The sequence below is a fragment of the Kribbella sp. NPDC049227 genome (assembly GCF_043197265.1).
Classification (GTDB): Bacteria; Actinomycetota; Actinomycetes; order Propionibacteriales; family Kribbellaceae; genus Kribbella.
Genome location: NZ_JBICST010000004.1, coordinates 38,994 through 55,909, shown reverse-complemented (window position 1 = coordinate 55,909; position 16,916 = coordinate 38,994). Strand labels below are relative to the sequence as shown.

Here is a 16,916-nt window from a genome sequence, read left to right as displayed (position 1 = left end):
AACCGGCCGCGCGGGGCGGGCGTCGTACCCGGCATGAAGCTGAAGGTTCGGGTCGTGCACTACCGATGTCAGGGGCGCGACTGCTGGTACGCCGACATCGACGACGCCGACGACCGGCAGCCGGACGACCCGTTCTGGTACGCCGACGGCTGCCGCACTCAGGCTGACGCGATCACGGCCGCGTGCGCCCAGCTCGCGGTCCTCGACCAAGCGGTTGCCGCAGGCACGCTCCCGCGCCGCATCAGCGAGACCCGGTCCCGGACAGCAGCCGCCTAGGGCCTGAGGTCAAGGCTCGGCAACTACTCGGCCGCATCTCTGGCCGGGCGTGTGACGGCACGGCATCATGGGGCGATGCTCGGGGAATCGGCAGGCACCAAAGGCGACGCCACGATCGAGCAGATCGGCCGGCGCCGGACCTTCACCGGAACCCTGCAACTGGCGGTCGTGCTCGCCGTGGTCCAGTGGCCGATGCGCGACGCCGTCCACGACGCGGCCGGCTCGGCGCTCGGCTGTGAGGTTCCGGCCCGGCTGTCGTTGCTGGTCGATGCGACGTTCATCCTGGCCTACGTCTACGCGGCGTTCCAGGCCTACACGTACGTCAGGTTCCTCGATCGTCAGTCCTGGAAGCAGATCGCGGCCATCGGTTCGTGGCTCGTCTTCGGTGCGGCGGCGCTGGACGTCGTCGAGGACATCCGGCTGTGGACCGAGTTCGGTCCGACGAGCCCCTGCGCGGATCTGTCGACGGGCTGGCTCACCTGGCTGATGCGGGCGGTCGGCCTGGCCGGGGCGCTCGTCCTCGCCGTCTGCTACTTCGCCACCAGTCGCTTCGGGCAGCGGAAGCTGTACGGCGTCCAGCTCGAACCACCGGTGACGTTCAAGCGGATCACGGAGGAAAGCAAGGACGCGGGCCGGCTCGTGATCACCTGCTCGGGCGGCGGCATCCGGTCGGCGTCGTTCTGCCTCGGCGCGCTGCAACTCCTGCGGGAGAAGGGGTTGTACGACAAGGCGTCGACCGTGATCGGGGTCAGCGGTGGCGGATACATGGCGGCCGCGTTCCACATCCTCCGCAAGTCCTGCACCGATCCCTTCTCGTCGGGATCACCCGAGCTCGCCCGGCTGCGCCGGCAGACCCGCTATCTCTTGCAGGGCGGTCGCGCGATGTTCCGGGCCGCGCTGTCGGTGCTGTTCGGACTGGTCGTCAACCTGCTGCTGATCGGGATCACGCTGCGCGCGATCGCCTGGGTGCTCGGCTGGTTCCTGGCCGACCAGCAGGTGGTCGTGGCCGGATACACCGAGATCCACGTCGACCTGCGCCCGCACGGCTCCTGGCACTTCATCGGGCTCTCGGTCGCCCTGCTCGCGATCAGCGCCGCGATGTTCGTGGTGGAGAAGGTCTGGGACCGCTGGGCCAGGATGCCCGACGTGGTCCGGCGGGTGCTGACGACAATCGGCAACTTCACCCTCTGGTACGGCGTGCCGGTCGCCGTACTGCTGCTCGGCGTACCGGGAGGCCTTTATCTGCTGGGGAAACTCCCCGGCGACTCGAGCCTGCCGTCGGCCTTGCTGGCGTTGGTCGACCCCACGAAACAAGGGGTGGCGTCGTTCACTGCGCTGGTCCTCGTCCTGATCGGGCTCGGCAAGTCGGTGTGGAACGGCCTCGCGGTCGAGGCGAAGGCGGCGACCGGGGTGCGCGCACGGCTGCTCGCGTTCGCGCGGACCAAGCTCGCACCTTGGTTGGCCAGCGCCATCATCGTGGTGTCGGCGGTCATCGTGCTGCTGCGCTGGACCGGTGGTTACGCGATCGACAGCTCCTACCAGGCCGACTGGAACGTCGCGCTGATCCTCGCCGCGATCGCGGTCGCGATCAAGGTGCTCACCGACGCGAACCGGACCTCGCTGCACTCCTTCTACCGGGAGCGGTTGTCGCGCGCTTTCCTGGTGAGGCGGAAGGACAACGGCGCCGCGGTCGCGCTCGAGTACCACCTGCGGTTGCGGTTCTCCGACTGGGCGACGCCACCGAACGGCGGGCCGCAGCTGGTCATCGCGGGCGTGGCGAACGTCGACGACGCGGACTTCGTACCGACCCAGCGGGACTGCGTGCCGTTCGTGTTCGATCCCGAGCAGATCGGGATCGTCGGGGACCGGTCGCTGCCGGACGGCGGGCGGCGGCAGACCGCGGACTACGAGCGGGAGGCCGACGTACTGACGCGGGAGGTGACGGTCCCGGCTGCGATGGCGATCAGTGGTGCCGCGCTGAGCCCGCTCACCGGCCGCGTGAACGCGCGGACCAGGCCGGTCCGGCTGCTGCTCGCCGTACTCAATGCGCGCCTGGGCGTGTGGCTTCCGAACCCGTATTGGAACAACCGGTCGGGACCCGCGTTCCCCGAGGTCCACGGCCTCGTCCCGAAGGTACGGCGGTACGTCGGCAGCGTGATCGACAAGCCCGGACCGTACCGGCTGCTGCGGGAGGCGATCGGGTCACCGTCGATGTACGACCGGCGGATCTACGTCACCGACGGCGGCCACTACGACAACCTCGGCCTGGTCGAGGCGCTGCGCCGCGAGCCGGCCCAGGTGATCGTGATCGACGCGTCGAACGACGCCGAGGACCGGTTCACCGCGCTGGCCGAGGCGATCGCGACCGCGCGGATGGACCACGGGATCCGGATCGACATCGACCCGTCGCCGATGATCCGCGGGTCGAAGCCGCGAGCCGACCGGGCCTGGGCGTACGGCATCGCGACGCACCCGGTGAAGGACGGCGAACAGACGCCGTACAAGACCGAGATCTTCTTCGTGAAGGCGCTCCTGGCCGGGGCGCTGGACTGGGACGTCGAGCAGTACGCCGTCGAGCACGCCGACTTCCCGCGGCGGACCACCAACGACCAGTTCTACGACGAATGGGACTTCGAGGCCTACCGTGCCCTCGGCTACGCCCTGACCCAGTCCCTCACCGACCACCACCGGGTCCGCGACCGCCTCGACGATCTGTAACACTCCGTCACCGTGACTGGATGTAACCCCCGAGGGGGGAACTCACCATGTCAACATTCAACTCACCGCCGGGGTGGCCGGCACCACCGGCACCCGACTGGCAACCACCGCCCGGCTGGCAGCCGGACCCGGCCTGGCCGCCCGCACCGCCGGGATGGAGTTTCTGGCTGAACGCGCGCGGGCTGCGGTCCCGCGGGCCGAACGGGCGGTACGGCGCCGAGCCGCCGGTGAAGCTGGTCGCGGGGTGGGTGGCCGGTGGGGTCGCGTTCCTCGTCATCCTGGCCGCGATCGGCGGGAGCAACGGCGCTTCGTCGAGTGCCGCTCCGACGGCGCCCCGCACCACCGTGACGGCGACCGTGCCCGGGCCGACCACGACGGCGACTGTCACCGTGCAGCAGACCGTTCCGGGGCCGACGGCAACGGTCACGCTGCCGCCGCTGCCGGCCAGGACCGTGACGGTGAAGGCGCCGAAGGCAACAGTCAGTGCTCCGGCGCCGTTGGTGCGGTCGACCCAGACTGCCAAGCCGAAGAGGACGACAGCACCACCTGCCGACGTGTACTACGCGAACTGCTCGGAGGTCCGGGCCGCGGGCAAGGCGCCCTTGCACACCGGGGATCCCGGCTATGCGTCGCACCTCGACCGGGATCACGACGGCGTCGCGTGCGAGTGATCACGCCGCGTTGCCTGTGGATAACCAGGGGTGTGCTGTGGACAAGGCAACGATCGCGGGTGCTGATGCACGTGCAGTCCGGCTGGTGAGCGGACGGTTGCCTGCCGCTCCGCAGCGGTGATCTGATGGGTGGCTGTGCGCCGAAACTTTACGAAAACTTAGTCGTAACCACCGGCGCGCCAGGTCGTTGATCAGTCAGACAGTTTGTGAGCAAGGGATCGCTGGGGTCCATCGCGCTGGGGAACTGGGAAGGACCGCCCGTGCACCGATTCAATCCACCACCTGAGTGGCCCGAGCCGCCGAGTGACACCTGGCGTCCGCCGCCGGGCTGGGAGCCCGACCCGGAGTGGCCGGACGCGCCGGCCGGCTGGGGCTTCTGGCTCAACCGCAGCGGCCGTCCGTCCCGCGGTCCGATCGGCGCCTACGGAGCCATCGACGCCGGCCGCCTCGAGCTGGCCACCGTCGACCCGGCCCTTGTTCTGATGCACTCCTGACAGCTACCTCCTCCTGGCCCAGGCGCAGCCGGCGGGAGGACCGGCTCCCGCATGCTTCCCAGATGCGGGAGCCGCGGTGTGTTCCGGGGAGGTGTGGCCGGGATCGGACGGAGGGCTGGCGTTCTCTTATCGTCTTCTGATGTTATGTTATCAGCGTAGATAACACTCAGTCGGGAGGCGGCACGTGGCAGGACCGGCCTGGATCGGCGTCGACCTCGGCACGCAGAGCGTGCGCGCAGTACTGGCCGACTCCGACGGTACTGTCCTGGCCCGCGCGGCCCGGCCACTGACCAGCCACCGCGACGGTGTCCGGCACGAGCAGGACCCGCGGAGCTGGCTCGACGCCGTGGACTCCAGCATCGCCGAAGTCGCACCGCACGCGGACCAGTTGGCCGGCATCGCGATCTGTTCGACCTCCGGCACAGTCCTCCTGACCGACCGTTCCGGCCGCCCGGTGACTCCCGCTCTGATGTACGACGACGCCCGCGCGGCCGACCGTCGCGTCCAGATCGTGGACGCCGACCCGGAGCGCTGGGCCACCTCGATGCAGCCCACCTGGGCGCTCCCCAAGATCCTCTCGCTGGTCGCTGACGGTTACGACCTCGCCGACCACCGCATCGTCCACAGCGCCGACTTCGTGGCTGCACACCTGGTCGGTCACCCGGTCGCCACCGACACGAGCCATGCCCTCAAGACCGGTTATGACCTGGTCGCCGACACGTGGCCGACCGCGGCCTTCGACAAACTCGGCCTGCCCCTCTCCGCCTTCCCCGAGGTCGTCCTCCCGGGCGCCGAACTCGGCCGGACTCCGGCCGGCGTCCCCGTCTACGCCGGCATGACCGACGGCTGCGCGGCCCAGATCGCCGCCGGCGCACTCGCCCCCGGCGCCTGGAACTCGGTCCTCGGTACGACGCTCGTCCTCAAGGGCGTCAGCAAGGACCTCCTCGACGACCCGACCGGCGCGGTCTACAGCCACCGCCACCCGGACGGCGGCTGGCTCCCCGGTGGGGCATCGAGCACCGGCGCGGGCGTCTTGACCGAACTGCTGCCCGGCGAAGATCTCGACGCCTTCGACCAGGCCGCGCGTGAACTAGGCCCGATCGATGCGGTCATCTACCCGCTGACCAAGACCGGTGAGCGGTTCCCGTTCGTGGCGCCGCAGGCCGAGCGGTTCACCCTCGGCGACGCCTCCGGCAAGCTGCGGACGTACGCCGCAGTCCTCCAGGGTGTGGCCTTCATCGAACGACTCGCCTTCGAGCACCTGGTCGGCCTCGGAGCCGACCCTGTTCGCTCCGTCTCTCTCACCGGCGGCGCCATCCGCAGCGGCTACTGGAACCAGCTTCGTGCCGACGTCCTCGGCGTACCCGTCGAACTCCCGGCGGCCCCGGACCCGGCGTACGGGATGGCGGTCCTCGCGGCCTCGGCCGGCGGCTCGCTGACCGAGACCGCCGGCCGGATGGTCCGGGTCGAGCGCGTCCTCGAGCCGCGACCGCAACCACTCGACACGTTGTACGGCGAGTTCGTCGCCGAGCTGGACTGGCGGGGGTACCGCGGATGAGGACGACGATCGTTCTGGCCCGGCACGGCCGGACCGCATGGCACCACGGCAACCGCTACACCGGGTCGACGGACCTGCCGATCGACGAGGTCGGCGTTCAGCAGGCGCGGTTGCTCAAGGAGTGGGCGTCCGGCTACGCGCCGGACGCTCTGTGGTCGTCCCCGATGCTGCGCGCCCGGCAGACGATCGCGCCGATCGCCGAGGCGCTCGGTCTCGAACCGACCGTCGACGCGCGGCTGCGCGAGGTCGACTTCGGTTCGGCCGAGGGCAAGATGCTGAGCGAACTTCCGCCGGTGGTCGCCAAGGCGTTCGAGCTGGACCCGGTCAAGGATCACTTCCCGGGCGGCGAGGATCCGGCCGAGGCGGCGGACCGGGTGCACGAGGTCTTCCATCAGATCGGCAAGCAGCACGAAGGCCGCAAGGTGCTGGTGCTGGCGCACAACACGCTCATCCGGTTGCTGGTGTGCCGGGTGCTCGGACTGCCGTTGAGCGAGTACCGCAGACTGCTACCTGCGCTCGGTCCCGCGGCGCTGGTGCGTTTCCGCTGGCAGGACGGCACAGTGGGTCTCGAGGCGTACAACGTTCCCGCTGTCCGAATGGAGACCCTGGCATGACATCCGATGTCGACGGTGACACCACCGAACTGAGCCGTCCCGCCCGCCGGCAGGCCGAGATCGCGGCGTACGTCGTGAAGCACGGCTCGGTCTCGGCCAACGACCTGGTCGAGGCGTTCGGGGTGAGCGTGATGACGGTGCACCGCGACCTGGACGAGCTCGAGCGGCAGGGCGTGGTGCGCAAGTACCGCGGCGGGGTCAGCGCGCAGCCGACCAGCGTCTTCGAGAGCAACGTCGCGTACCGGCTGAACACCGCGACCGCCGAGAAGGCCGCGCTGGCCCGGCACGCCCGCGCCATGATCGAGCCCGGGATGTCGGTGATGCTCGACGACTCGACCAGCGCGCTCGCGTTGGTCGACCTGTTCGAGGACATCACTCCGTTGACCGTGGCAACGAACTTCCTGCCCGCGATCAACAGGCTGACCGAGTTGCGCGACGTCACCCTGCTCGCTCTCGGCGGCCTGTACTCCGCGACCCACGACTCGTTCGGCGGGATGCCGTGCGCGGAGGCGGTCGAGGCGCTGCACACGGACCTGCTGTTCTGCTCGGTGTCGGCGGTGTCGGCGACGCACGCGTTCCACCAGGAGGAGGAGATCGTCCTGGTGAAGCGAGCGATGCTGCGGTCGGCCAGGACCAAGGTCCTGCTGGTCGACCACGGCAAACTCCAGCGCACCGCCCTGCACCGCCTCGCCCCACTCACCGACTTCGACGTCGTAGTCGTCGACGAGAAGACCCCAGACGATTTGATCCAGCCGTTGCGCGACCACGGCGCCACGGTGGAGGTCGCCAAACTCTAGGAGGGGAGCGTATGGACGTCGGAGTCGACGTTGGCACCACTATCACCAAGGCTGTCGCGTTCGACGACGACGGACGGCCGATAGCCGAGGCCTCCCGGCCGACCAGGCTGGTCCGGCCGGCGATCGGGCGATTCGAGCACGAGACGGCCGAGATCGTTGCCTCGGTCAACGAGGTGGTCAACGAGCTGGCCGGCACGGTGGGCGACCGCCCCGGCGTCCTGGCGATCACCGCCCAGGGTGACGGCCTCTGGCTCGTCGACGCGGACGGTACGGCGGTCCGCCCGGCGATCTCCTGGCTGGATGCCCGCAGCAGTGCGATCCTCGAGCGCTGGACCGGCGACGGCGTGGCCGAACGCGTCTTCCGCCGCTCCGGCAACCGGATGTTCCCGGGCGCCTCCGGTCCACTGCTGGCCGCGGTCCACGCCGAGGAGCCCGACGTCATCGAGCGCGCCGGGACAGCGGCGTACTGCAAGGACGTCGTGATGCAGCAACTCACCGGCGTCCGTGCGACCGACGTCTCGGATGCCTCCGCGCCCTTCCTCAACCCCCGCACGAACCAGTACGACGAAGAAGCCTTGAAGGCGACGGGCCTCTCGGAGCTGAGCCACTTGCTCGCGCCGGTCGAGCCCGCCGGACCCGTCGGCGAACTACGCGACGACTCCACCGGCATGGCCCGCGGCACCAGGGTCTCCTCCGGCCCCTACGACCTCCCAGCGGCGGCCGCCGGCGCCGGCGTCCAAGACCCCGGCGATGCCTTACTTACTGTCGGTACGACGCTCGCCTGCCAAGTCGTGACGCGAGAGCTCCCCGTGGACGGCGAACCGGCGGGGTTGTTCCTCGGCACCTGGACCCCCGGCGTCTGGTTGCGCGCGATGCCCGCGATGGTCGGCACCGCCGCACTCGACCGAGTCCTCGCACTCGTCGGTGCCGGCACAGACCGACTGCCCGAGCTGCTCGCCGAGAGCCCGGTCGGCGCCCAAGGCGTCACCGTGCTGCCTTACCTGTCCGAGGCCGGCGAGCGCGCGCCGTTCGTCGACACCCGGGCGCGAGGCACGATCGACGGGATCTCGCTGTCCACGACCACGGCGGACCTCGTGCGCGCAACCTGCGAAGGCATCGCGTACGCCGCTCGGCACTGTCTCGAGGCCGCCGGCTGGAGCGGCCGCGTCACAGTGTGCGGTGGTGGCGCCCGCAGTACTGAATGGACACAGATCCTGGCCGACGTGCTGAACGCGCCGCTGCACACGGCCGAGGCCGAGCAGGTCGCGGCCCGGGGTGCCGTGATCTGCGCCCGCCGCGCGGTCGACCCGGACAGCGCCGACGGCTGGATCGCCGAGACCCGTCAGGTCGATCCCGATCCCGCCCGCGCCGCGTTCTACGCCGAGGGGTACGCCCACTACCTGCGCCGGATCGAGGCAGCCCGCCCGCGCTGGTCTGACCCAGCACCAACCTTCACCTCAGGAGTTCGATGAGAACCATCACGACATTGCTTGCCGGCGACCACTTCGTGCGCAACGATCTGCTCGCCACAGCATTGTCCTCCGTCCAGAACGTCACGTTCGACTTCCGTGAGGTCACGCTGCCGTGGCCGCTGACGCCGTACGGGCGGGTGGCCGAGGTGGACGAGGCGAGCGACGCCGAGGATCAACTGATCGCGGCGTTGCCCGGAGTCGAGATCGCGGTCACCCAGATGGGCCCGTTCACCGAACGGGTCCTGGACGCCGCACCGGACCTGCGCTTCCTGGTCGTCTGCCGCGGCGGCCCGGTGAACGTGAATGTGCCCGCAGCCACCAAGCGCGGCATCATCGTCGCCTCCACCCCCGGCCGCAACGCGGTCGCCGCCGCCGAGCACGCGGTCGCGATGATGATGGGTGCCCTGCGCAACCTTCCGCGGCTGCAACGGACGCTGGAGCAGGGCGAGTGGCGCAGCGACCTCTACGCGTACGACGAGTGTGGCCTGGAGCTGGACGGGGCCACGGTCGGCCTGGTCGGGTACGGCGCGATCGGGCAGCGCGTCGCCCGGGTGATGCTTGCCTTCGGCGCCGAGGTCCTCGTGGTCGACCCGGCGATCGATCCGGCCAAGGCGCCGGCCGGCGTCGAGGTCGTCGAGTTGGACGACCTGCTGCGGCGGTCGGACGTGGTCAGCCTGCATGCGCGGCTGACCGACCAGACCCGCGGCATGATCGGTGCCGAGCAGATTGCCCTGATGCCACGAGGCGCCGTACTCGTGAACACAGCGCGTGGTGGGTTGCTCGACTACGACGCGACCGTGGACGCGCTGGAGTCGGGTCAACTCGGTGCGGCCGCCTTCGACGTCTTCCCGGTTGAGCCGGTGCCGGCCGGTGCACGCCTGCTGACAGCACCGAACGTAGTCATGACGCCACACCTCGCCGGTGCGACCAAGCAGACCGCCCTCCGCGCCGGCTCGATCGCCGCCGAATCCGTAGCGGCGTACCTGGCCGGGATCGACCCGGTAGGACTGGTCTCAGCGTAGGTAGGGAACTGGGAACTCGATGCAACTCCTAACATCCACCACCTGGACCGAGCTCCTGTTGCTGCTGGTCGCGTTCGTGCTGTCGATGGTCATCGGCATCGAGCGGCAGTTGCAGCAGAAGAGTGCGGGGATGCGGACGCATACCCTGGTCGGCACCGGGGCTGCTCTGTTCACGCTGGTGTCCGGCTTCGGCTTCGACGCCGTCCTGGGGACCGAGGTCAACCTCGATCCGTCGAGGATCGCGGCGCAGGTCGTGTCCGGCGTCGGGTTCCTCGGCGCCGGGGTGATCTTCATGCGCCGTGACGTGGTCCGCGGGCTGACCACCGCGGCGACGATCTGGATGACGGCCGCGATCGGAATGGCTTGTGGTGCGGGGATGCCGGTGCTGGCTGTGGCCGCGACCGTGCTGCACCTGGCCGCGGTCGGCCCGTTCGGCCGGCTCGGCCGCTTCCTGCCGTCGCCGGACCGCCGGCGCATCGTGACTGTTCGCTACGAGGACGGTTCCGGCGTACTGCGGGCGATCCTGGCGACCGCGACATCGATGGGTTTCGAGGCGTCGGTGCTCGGAACCGACGTGCACCGGGAGGCCGGCCGGCCGCAGGTACGGGCGTCGATGCGGTTCACCGGCCGGCCCCCGTTGCAGAATCTGGTGCTGGCGCTGGACGACCTCGACGGGGTCACCGGCGTCCGCCTGCGAGAAGACGTCGACGACTGAGTTGCCTGATCGTTGTGAAGTCAGTGAGAAAATCACATAGATTCTCTATACGTCACCATAGAACGATGATAATTTCGCGGCGTGCTTAACACTCCGCCCCTCACTGAGCTGCAGACGCTGGCCCTGCGGCTGGCCGCCGCGGCCGGCGAGGAGTTGCTGGCGCGCCAACCAGGTCTATCCATTGACGCCGTCGGTGTCGAGACCAAGTCCTCGGCCAGCGACCCGGTCAGCGCCGCGGACCGCGCCTCCGAGAAGCTGATCACCGACGGCCTCAGCGCGGCGCGGCCCGGTGACGGTCTGCTCGGCGAGGAGGGTACGGCGCGGGCCTCGGAGACCGGTCTGACCTGGGTGATCGACCCGCTGGACGGGACCGTGAACTACCTCTACGGCCGTCTCGACTGGTGTGTCTCCATCGCGGTCGAGGACGAGGCTGGTGCACTGGTCGGCGTGGTTCACCAGCCGCGCACGGGCATCACCTGGTCCGCGATCCGCGGCGAGGGCGCGTGGCGCGACGACTTCCGCCTGGGCGCACCGCGCGACGTGGTCCCGCTCGGCCCGCCGCGCGACGTCGTACTCGCGTCGGCCCTTGTGAGCACCGGCTTCTCGTACCTGCCCGAGCGTCGCGCCGAACAGGCCGACCACCTGCTGCGCGTGCTGCCCGCCGTACGGGATGTGCGCCGCGGTGGATCGGCCGCCCTCGACCTGTGCTCGGTCGCCGACGGTACGGCGGACGCCTACTACGAGCACCTCATTCAGCCCTGGGACATCGCCGCCGGCGCCCTGATCGCCCGCGAAGCGGGTGCACAGACGATCGGCGGACCCGGGACCGCACTACCGCAAGGCATCCTCGCGGCCGCGCCCTCCCTGGCTGCCGCGCTGGTCGAACTGTTAGCCCCGTCAACCCCGAGGAGGCCGGTGTGACCGCACTGGACCTGCCGGTCCGGACCCATCCGGACGAACGCGTTCTGGCCGGCGACGCCGACAACCACCGGCGCCGCAGACGCCGCCGCGAGTACGGCCTGTTCGCGCTGCTGGTGGCGCCGAACCTGATCGTGATCGCGGTCTTCGCGTACTGGCCGATCATCTACAACGCGTTCCTCAGCCTGACCGACTGGAACATGATCGCGGCCCGGCCGACGTTCGTTGGTCTGGCCAACTACGCCCGGACCCTGTCCGATCCGGCGTTCCACAAGACGCTGTGGATCACGCTCGTGTTCACCGGCCTGATCGTGGTCGGCAGCCTGGTGATCGGCCTCGCGCTGGCGTTCCTGTTCAACCTGCCGCTGAAGGGCCGGGGCGCGGTCCGGACGATGGCGTTCGCGCCGCACGTGCTGTCCGGTGCGGCGGTCGCCACGATCTGGGCGTTCATGTTCGACCCCGGCTACGGTCTGCTGCGGGCGTTGATCGAACCGCTCGGCGCCGAGCCACCGGACTGGATGAACAGCTCCGACTGGGCGCTCCCAGGACTCGTCATCGTGTACCTGTGGAAGAACGTCGGCTTCGCCGCGCTGATCTACCTGGCCGGTCTGCAGGGCCTGCCGAAGGACCTGGACGAGGCGGCCGCGATCGACGGCGCGAGTACCTGGACGAGGTTCTGGGCGATCAAGCTGCCATTGCTTGCCCCGATCACCTTCTTCCTGCTGATCACCACGGTGATCGGCACGTTCCAGGCGTTCGACGTGATCGCGGTGATGACCGGTGGTGGCCCTGGTGATGCCACCACGACGCTGAGTTGGTCGATCTACAACGAAGGCTTCCGGGCGTTCAACGCGGGCCGCGCGGCGACGCTGTCGATCATCATGTTCGTCATCCTGCTGGTCGTGACCACCGTGCAGGCCCGGGTGATGGAGAGGCGGGTGCACTACCGATGAAGACTCGAGCGATCCAGTACGTCGTACTGATCGGGGTGGCGGCCGTGTTCCTCGGCCCGCTCTACTGGCTGATCAGTACGACGGTGAAGCAGCCGGCCGAGATCTACCAGTGGCCGCCGTCGTGGTGGCCGGACCACTTCACCTGGGAGAACTTCAAGCTGGCCTGGGAAGCGGCGCCGTTCGACCGGTTCTTCCTGAACTCGACGATCACGACGGTGCTCGGCACCCTGCTCAAGGTGACGAACGCGGTGCTGACGGCGTACGCCTTCGCCTACCTGCGGTTCCCGTTCAAGAAGGTGCTGTTCTTCGGGGTGCTCGGCGCAATGATGGTGCCGGGACATGTGACGCTGCTGCCGAACTACCTGACGGTGGCGACGTTGGGGTGGATCAACACCTATGCGGGTCTGATCATCCCGGGCATCGGGTCCGCGTTCGCGACGTTCCTGATGCGCCAGCACTTCCTCACCCTGCCGACCGAGGTGACGGATGCGGCCGCGGTCGACGGGGCCGGACACCTGCGGACCCTGTGGCGCGTCGTACTGCCGATGTCGCGGCCGATGCTGGTCACGGTCGTGGTGATCACCGCCGTGGAGGAGTGGAACAACTTCGTCTGGCCGCTGATCGTGACCAACTCGGCCTCGATGCGGACGCTGCCGATCGGCCTGCTGATCCTGAAGACCGAGGAGGGCGTGGCGAGCTGGGGCACGATCATGGCCGGCACCTTGATGATGCTGGCGCCGATGCTGGTGATCTTCCTCATCGCGCAGCGCTACATCGTCGGCGGGCTCACCCAAGGAGCGTTGAAGGGATGACGATGCCCACAAACATGCGCCGCAGGATGTTCCTGGGACTCGCGGCCGGTACGACTCTGGCCGGCTGCGGCTACCGGTCCGTCGACGCGGAGTACTCGCAGCCGCCGGGTGCGGTGCCGGCGAAGTACGGCAACCGGGTCCGGGTCGTGTTCTGGACGTCGTACGGCGGCGCGAACGGCAAGGCGGTCGACAAACTCGTTGCCAAGTTCAACGACTCGCAGCAGGACGTGTACGTCGAGGTGCAGTTCCAGGGCAGCTACGACGACGTGGCCCAGAAGGTCGCGGCGGCGCTGGTCGCCAAGCAGGCACCGGACCTGGCCATCCTGTCCGACGTGACCTGGGAGCGGTTCTTCCTCAACGACGCGCTGGAGCCACTGAACAGCTACTTCACCGACGGCTTCGGACCGGCCGTGTTCCAGCAGAAGCTTTTCGGCGAGTACGTCGTGAAGGGGCAGAGCTGGGCGGTTCCGTTCGCCCGCAGTACGCCGATCCTCTACTACAACAAGGACGCGTTCGCGAAGGCCGGCCTGCCGGACCGGGCGCCGCGGACCTGGAGCGAGCTGCGGTCCTGGGGGCCGGAGCTGTCAAAGGTGCAGTCCGGTGGACGGTCCCTGCGCACGCTCGCGCTCGCCAAGGTCGACGGCGACTGGCAGTTCCAGGGCAACGTCTGGCAGTTCGGCGGCGCGTACTCCAAGGGCCTCGACGTCACCATCGACCAGGATGGTGCGGTCGCGGCCGGCGAGTGGCAGCGGCAGATGGTGCACGTGGACAAGCTGGCCTACATGGCCCACAGCCCGAGCACCGACTTCGCCAACGGGCTGGTCGCGATGATGCAGGAGTCGACCGGTGGCCTGAAGAGCATGACCAGCAAGGCGAAGTTCCCCGTCGGTGCCGGCTTCATCCCGTCCGAGGTCGCGTCCGGGCTCGCCACCGGTGGAGGCGGCATCGGGATGATGCGCAACATCTCCACCGAGCGCAAGCAGGCCGCCGCGACGTTCCTGGCCTTCCTCGCCCAGCCGGAGAACTCGGCCTTCTGGACCGCGCAGACCGGGTACCTCCCGGTGGTCGACAAGGCCCGGGAGAATCCGGATCTGAAGAAGCTGATCGCCGAGCAGCCGAACTTCGGCGTCGCGATCGCGCAGCTCACCAACGCCCGGCAGCAGGACGCCATCCGGCTCTACGGCCGGAACGCGAACGTCGCGATCTACACCGGGCTGCAGCAGATCTACGCCGACAACACGGCGGTGAAGAAGGTGTTCGGCTCGGTCGCCAAGCGGCTCGAGGCGATCGGCGACGAGGTCAGGCGACTCTACGAGGAGAAAGTTCTGTGATCATCACCGGCCACCGTGGCGCGCTCGGTACCGAACCCGAGAACACGCTGCGGTCCTTCCGGCGGGCGGTCGCCGACGGCTGCGACGAGATCGAGCTGGACCTGCGGGTCACGGCCGACGGTGAGCTCGTGATCATGCACGACGCCACCGTCGACCGGACGACCTCCGGGTCCGGCGAGATCGCCGCGCTGTCGTACGACGAGGTGCGGTCGCTCGACGCCGGTCTCGGTGAAGTGGTGCCGACGTGGGCCGAGACGACCGCCGAGATCGGCATCCGCTTCCAGGCCGAGGTGAAGGCGGTCGACGCCATTCCGCTGCTGGTCGAGTCGCTGCAGGCGGATCCGTCGCTGGCGGCGCGGACGCTGGTCACGTCGTTCCATCCGGAGATCCTGCTGGCGGTACGGCGCGCGATGCCGACCGCGTCGACCGGCCGGATCTTCGGGCGTACTCCTGCGATCTCCGACGTACTCATGCTGACGAAGGAGGCCGACGCAGGTACGGCGCTCTGCGGGATCGCCGGCCTGACCGCGGACGGTGTGGCGGAGCTCCAGGCCACGGGGCTGGAGGTCACCGCCTGGCCGGTACCGGACCAGGACACCCTGGTCCGGGCAGCGGCCCTCGGCGTCAACGGCATCACCACGGACAACCCGCACCTGCTGCGCCGCGTCCGCTAGGCCGTGTTGCCAAAGGCATTGCCCGCGCGCACCACGAAGCGTCTACTGGTCAGCTGGGATCGGTGAACGAGATCGGCTTGCCGGTGGCCTGGGCGTAGGCGATCTCCCTGCTCGTGGACTCGCCGATGTACCCGCCTGGGTTCACGACCAGAACCCGGTCAGCCAGGTCGATCTTGCGCAGGTGGAGGGCGTCCAGCGCGGTCTTCTGCTCGTTGGTGAGCAACTCGTCTGCTTCGTGATCCTCGGCGGGCCGGAAGACGCCTGGCGCGACGACGATGACACCTGCGAAGGTCAGATCACGGTTCGCCGCGCGCATCTCGTCCACGAACCGGGTGGAGCCGCAGATGCAGACAATCTCAGGTCGGTCGGGCACGGCTCAGTCCTTCGGGTCGAACGGGAGACCGTCGGTGTGCGCGTAGACATCCCAGACGGGCATACGAGCCGGCAGTTTACGCAGCGAGGTGGACACCACGCGGCTGCACCGTCGCCGGCGGGAGGCCTGGACCGCGTGGTCTGGATCACACATTCCAACGTCTGAATTTGTTCTTCCGTGGAAGAAAAATGTGTGATTGCCTATCCGCATGGGATTCAGCATCGGTGTGGTCGGCGCCGGCCAGTTCGCCCCTTCGTTCCTGCGGCTGTGGTCCGCGCACCCGGACGTGTCCGACGTGCGGCTGACCGACGTACTGCCGGAACGGACCGCCGAGATGGCGGCCAAGCAGGGCATCTCGATCACGTACCAGTCGTTCGAGGAGATGCTCGCCTCCGACGTGGACGCGGTGGCGATCTTCACCCAGCGGTGGCTGCACGGCGAGATGGCGATCCGCGCGCTGGAGGCCGGCAAGCACGTCTACTCGACCGTCCCGATGGCGATCGAGGCGGACCAGATCGCCCGCATCATCGAGCTGGTCAAGGAGACCGGCCTGACCTACATGATGGGCGAGACCAGCTTCTACTACCCGTCGTCGGTGTACTGCCGGCAGAAGCTCGCCAACGGTGAGTTCGGCCGGGTCTTCTACTCCGAGGGCGACTACGTCCACGACATGGACCTCGGCTTCTACGCGGCGTACCAGTACAGCGGCGGCGACGACTGGAAGAAGACCGCGTCGTTCCCGCCCATGCTCTACCCGACGCATGCCGTCGGCAACGTTCTCTCGGTGACCGGCCAGCACGCCACGCACGTGTCCTGTATCGGTGTGAAGGACGACCGCGGCGACGGCGTCTTCGACAAGGACGTCAGCCAGTTCGACAACGACTTCAGCAACGCCACCGCGCTGTTCAAGCTGGCCGACGGCGGAGTGATGCGGACGAACGAGATGCGCCGCGTCGGCTACCCGTCGCACATCCGGGAGTCGCGGCTGCGGGTGTTCGGCACCGAGGGGAGCTTCGAGCAACTCGCCACCACCACGGTCTGGCAGACCAAGGAGGGCGTCGAGGACATCAGCCAGCTGATGGAGACGAAGCCGAGCAGCTCTCTCGAGGATGCCGACCTCGCCAACGTCGACCCGGCACTGCGGGACGCGTTCCGGTCCGGCCTCTCCCCGGTGCACGACCGCAGCCGCCTGCCCGCCGAGTTCGACGGCATGCACAACGGCCACGAGGGTTCACACCACTTCCTCGCCGACGACTTCGTCCGCGCGGTCGCCGACAAGACCCTCCCACCCGTCAACGCCTGGGTCGCCGCCCGCTACACCCTCCCCGGCATCTACGCCCACCAGTCCGCCCTACAGGGCGGCGTACAACTAGAGATCCCCGACCACGGAACCCCCCAGCCTGAACACCCCCGGGAGCACGTCCCGTCTGCTCTCCGCACCCCGCCAGCATGCACCCCAGCAGCTCCGAGCAACCGGGGAGTACGCACCACTGGGGTGCTGTGAGCAACCCGGGAGTA

At 69.0% G+C, this 16,916-nt stretch carries 17 protein-coding genes; 16 read left to right on the top strand and 1 reads right to left on the bottom strand.

Features of this window, described 5'->3' with window-relative positions; all coding sequences use genetic code 11:
- The first annotated feature begins 33 nt into the window (after positions 1-33).
- The 15 genes from ACGFH6_RS17935 (at position 34) to ACGFH6_RS17865 (ending at position 15,025) form a co-directional block, all read left to right on the top strand.
- Positions 34-276 (top strand): hypothetical protein, encoded by a 243-nt coding sequence (locus ACGFH6_RS17935; RefSeq protein ID WP_393384938.1) that lies wholly within the window; start codon positions 34-36, stop codon positions 274-276.
- 75 nt (positions 277-351) lie between these two features.
- Positions 352-2,994, top strand: coding sequence for a hypothetical protein (locus ACGFH6_RS17930; protein WP_393384936.1), 2,643 nt, complete (start codon positions 352-354; stop codon positions 2,992-2,994).
- A gap of 47 nt (positions 2,995-3,041) precedes the next feature.
- Positions 3,042-3,665, top strand: a complete 624-nt coding sequence (locus ACGFH6_RS17925; RefSeq protein ID WP_393384935.1) for an excalibur calcium-binding domain-containing protein — start codon at positions 3,042-3,044, stop codon at positions 3,663-3,665.
- A gap of 260 nt (positions 3,666-3,925) precedes the next feature.
- Complete coding sequence (locus ACGFH6_RS17920; RefSeq protein WP_360445576.1) at positions 3,926-4,159, top strand: hypothetical protein; 234 nt, start codon at positions 3,926-3,928, stop codon at positions 4,157-4,159.
- A 184-nt stretch (positions 4,160-4,343) separates the two neighbouring features.
- Positions 4,344-5,717 carry an FGGY-family carbohydrate kinase gene (locus tag ACGFH6_RS17915; protein ID WP_393384933.1) on the top strand — a complete coding sequence of 458 codons (1,374 nt, stop codon included), beginning with the start codon at positions 4,344-4,346 and terminating at the stop codon, positions 5,715-5,717.
- Positions 5,714-6,331, top strand: a complete 618-nt coding sequence (locus ACGFH6_RS17910) for a histidine phosphatase family protein (protein ID WP_393384930.1) — start codon at positions 5,714-5,716, stop codon at positions 6,329-6,331. The genes ACGFH6_RS17915 and ACGFH6_RS17910 overlap by 4 nt, the downstream gene beginning before the upstream one ends.
- A complete protein-coding gene (locus ACGFH6_RS17905) occupies positions 6,328-7,128 on the top strand; it encodes a DeoR/GlpR family DNA-binding transcription regulator (RefSeq protein ID WP_393384928.1) in 801 nt (266 codons plus the stop codon). The genes ACGFH6_RS17910 and ACGFH6_RS17905 overlap by 4 nt, the downstream gene beginning before the upstream one ends.
- A gap of 11 nt (positions 7,129-7,139) precedes the next feature.
- Entirely contained in the window at positions 7,140-8,600 is a 1,461-nt protein-coding gene (locus tag ACGFH6_RS17900; RefSeq protein WP_393384926.1) for an FGGY family carbohydrate kinase, read from the top strand.
- Positions 8,597-9,622: a 2-hydroxyacid dehydrogenase gene (locus tag ACGFH6_RS17895; protein WP_393384925.1), complete on the top strand. Its 1,026-nt coding sequence runs from the start codon at positions 8,597-8,599 to the stop codon at positions 9,620-9,622. The genes ACGFH6_RS17900 and ACGFH6_RS17895 overlap by 4 nt, the downstream gene beginning before the upstream one ends.
- Positions 9,623-9,641: 19 nt before the next feature.
- Positions 9,642-10,337: an MgtC/SapB family protein gene (locus ACGFH6_RS17890; protein ID WP_393384923.1), complete on the top strand. Its 696-nt coding sequence runs from the start codon at positions 9,642-9,644 to the stop codon at positions 10,335-10,337.
- Positions 10,338-10,418: 81 nt separating this feature from the next.
- Complete coding sequence (locus tag ACGFH6_RS17885; protein WP_393384921.1) at positions 10,419-11,258, top strand: inositol monophosphatase family protein; 840 nt, start codon at positions 10,419-10,421, stop codon at positions 11,256-11,258.
- Positions 11,255-12,208 (top strand): carbohydrate ABC transporter permease, encoded by a 954-nt coding sequence (locus ACGFH6_RS17880; protein ID WP_393384919.1) that lies wholly within the window; start codon positions 11,255-11,257, stop codon positions 12,206-12,208. The genes ACGFH6_RS17885 and ACGFH6_RS17880 overlap by 4 nt, the downstream gene beginning before the upstream one ends.
- Positions 12,205-13,020 (top strand): carbohydrate ABC transporter permease, encoded by an 816-nt coding sequence (locus ACGFH6_RS17875; protein ID WP_393384917.1) that lies wholly within the window; start codon positions 12,205-12,207, stop codon positions 13,018-13,020. Before ACGFH6_RS17880 ends, ACGFH6_RS17875 begins: the two co-directional genes overlap by 4 nt.
- Positions 13,017-14,351 (top strand): ABC transporter substrate-binding protein, encoded by a 1,335-nt coding sequence (locus ACGFH6_RS17870; RefSeq protein WP_393384916.1) that lies wholly within the window; start codon positions 13,017-13,019, stop codon positions 14,349-14,351. The genes ACGFH6_RS17875 and ACGFH6_RS17870 overlap by 4 nt, the downstream gene beginning before the upstream one ends.
- A complete protein-coding gene (locus tag ACGFH6_RS17865; RefSeq protein ID WP_393384914.1) occupies positions 14,348-15,025 on the top strand; it encodes a glycerophosphodiester phosphodiesterase in 678 nt (225 codons plus the stop codon). Before ACGFH6_RS17870 ends, ACGFH6_RS17865 begins: the two co-directional genes overlap by 4 nt.
- Before the next feature lie 49 nt (positions 15,026-15,074).
- Here the strand turns inward: ACGFH6_RS17865 and ACGFH6_RS17860 are convergent, their stop codons facing one another.
- Complete coding sequence (locus ACGFH6_RS17860; protein ID WP_393384913.1) at positions 15,075-15,398, bottom strand: hypothetical protein; 324 nt, start codon at positions 15,396-15,398, stop codon at positions 15,075-15,077.
- A gap of 208 nt (positions 15,399-15,606) precedes the next feature.
- On the opposite strand from ACGFH6_RS17860, the gene ACGFH6_RS17855 reads away from it, so the two are divergent.
- Positions 15,607-16,902 (top strand): Gfo/Idh/MocA family protein, encoded by a 1,296-nt coding sequence (locus ACGFH6_RS17855; protein WP_393384911.1) that lies wholly within the window; start codon positions 15,607-15,609, stop codon positions 16,900-16,902.
- Positions 16,903-16,916 lie beyond the last annotated feature (14 nt).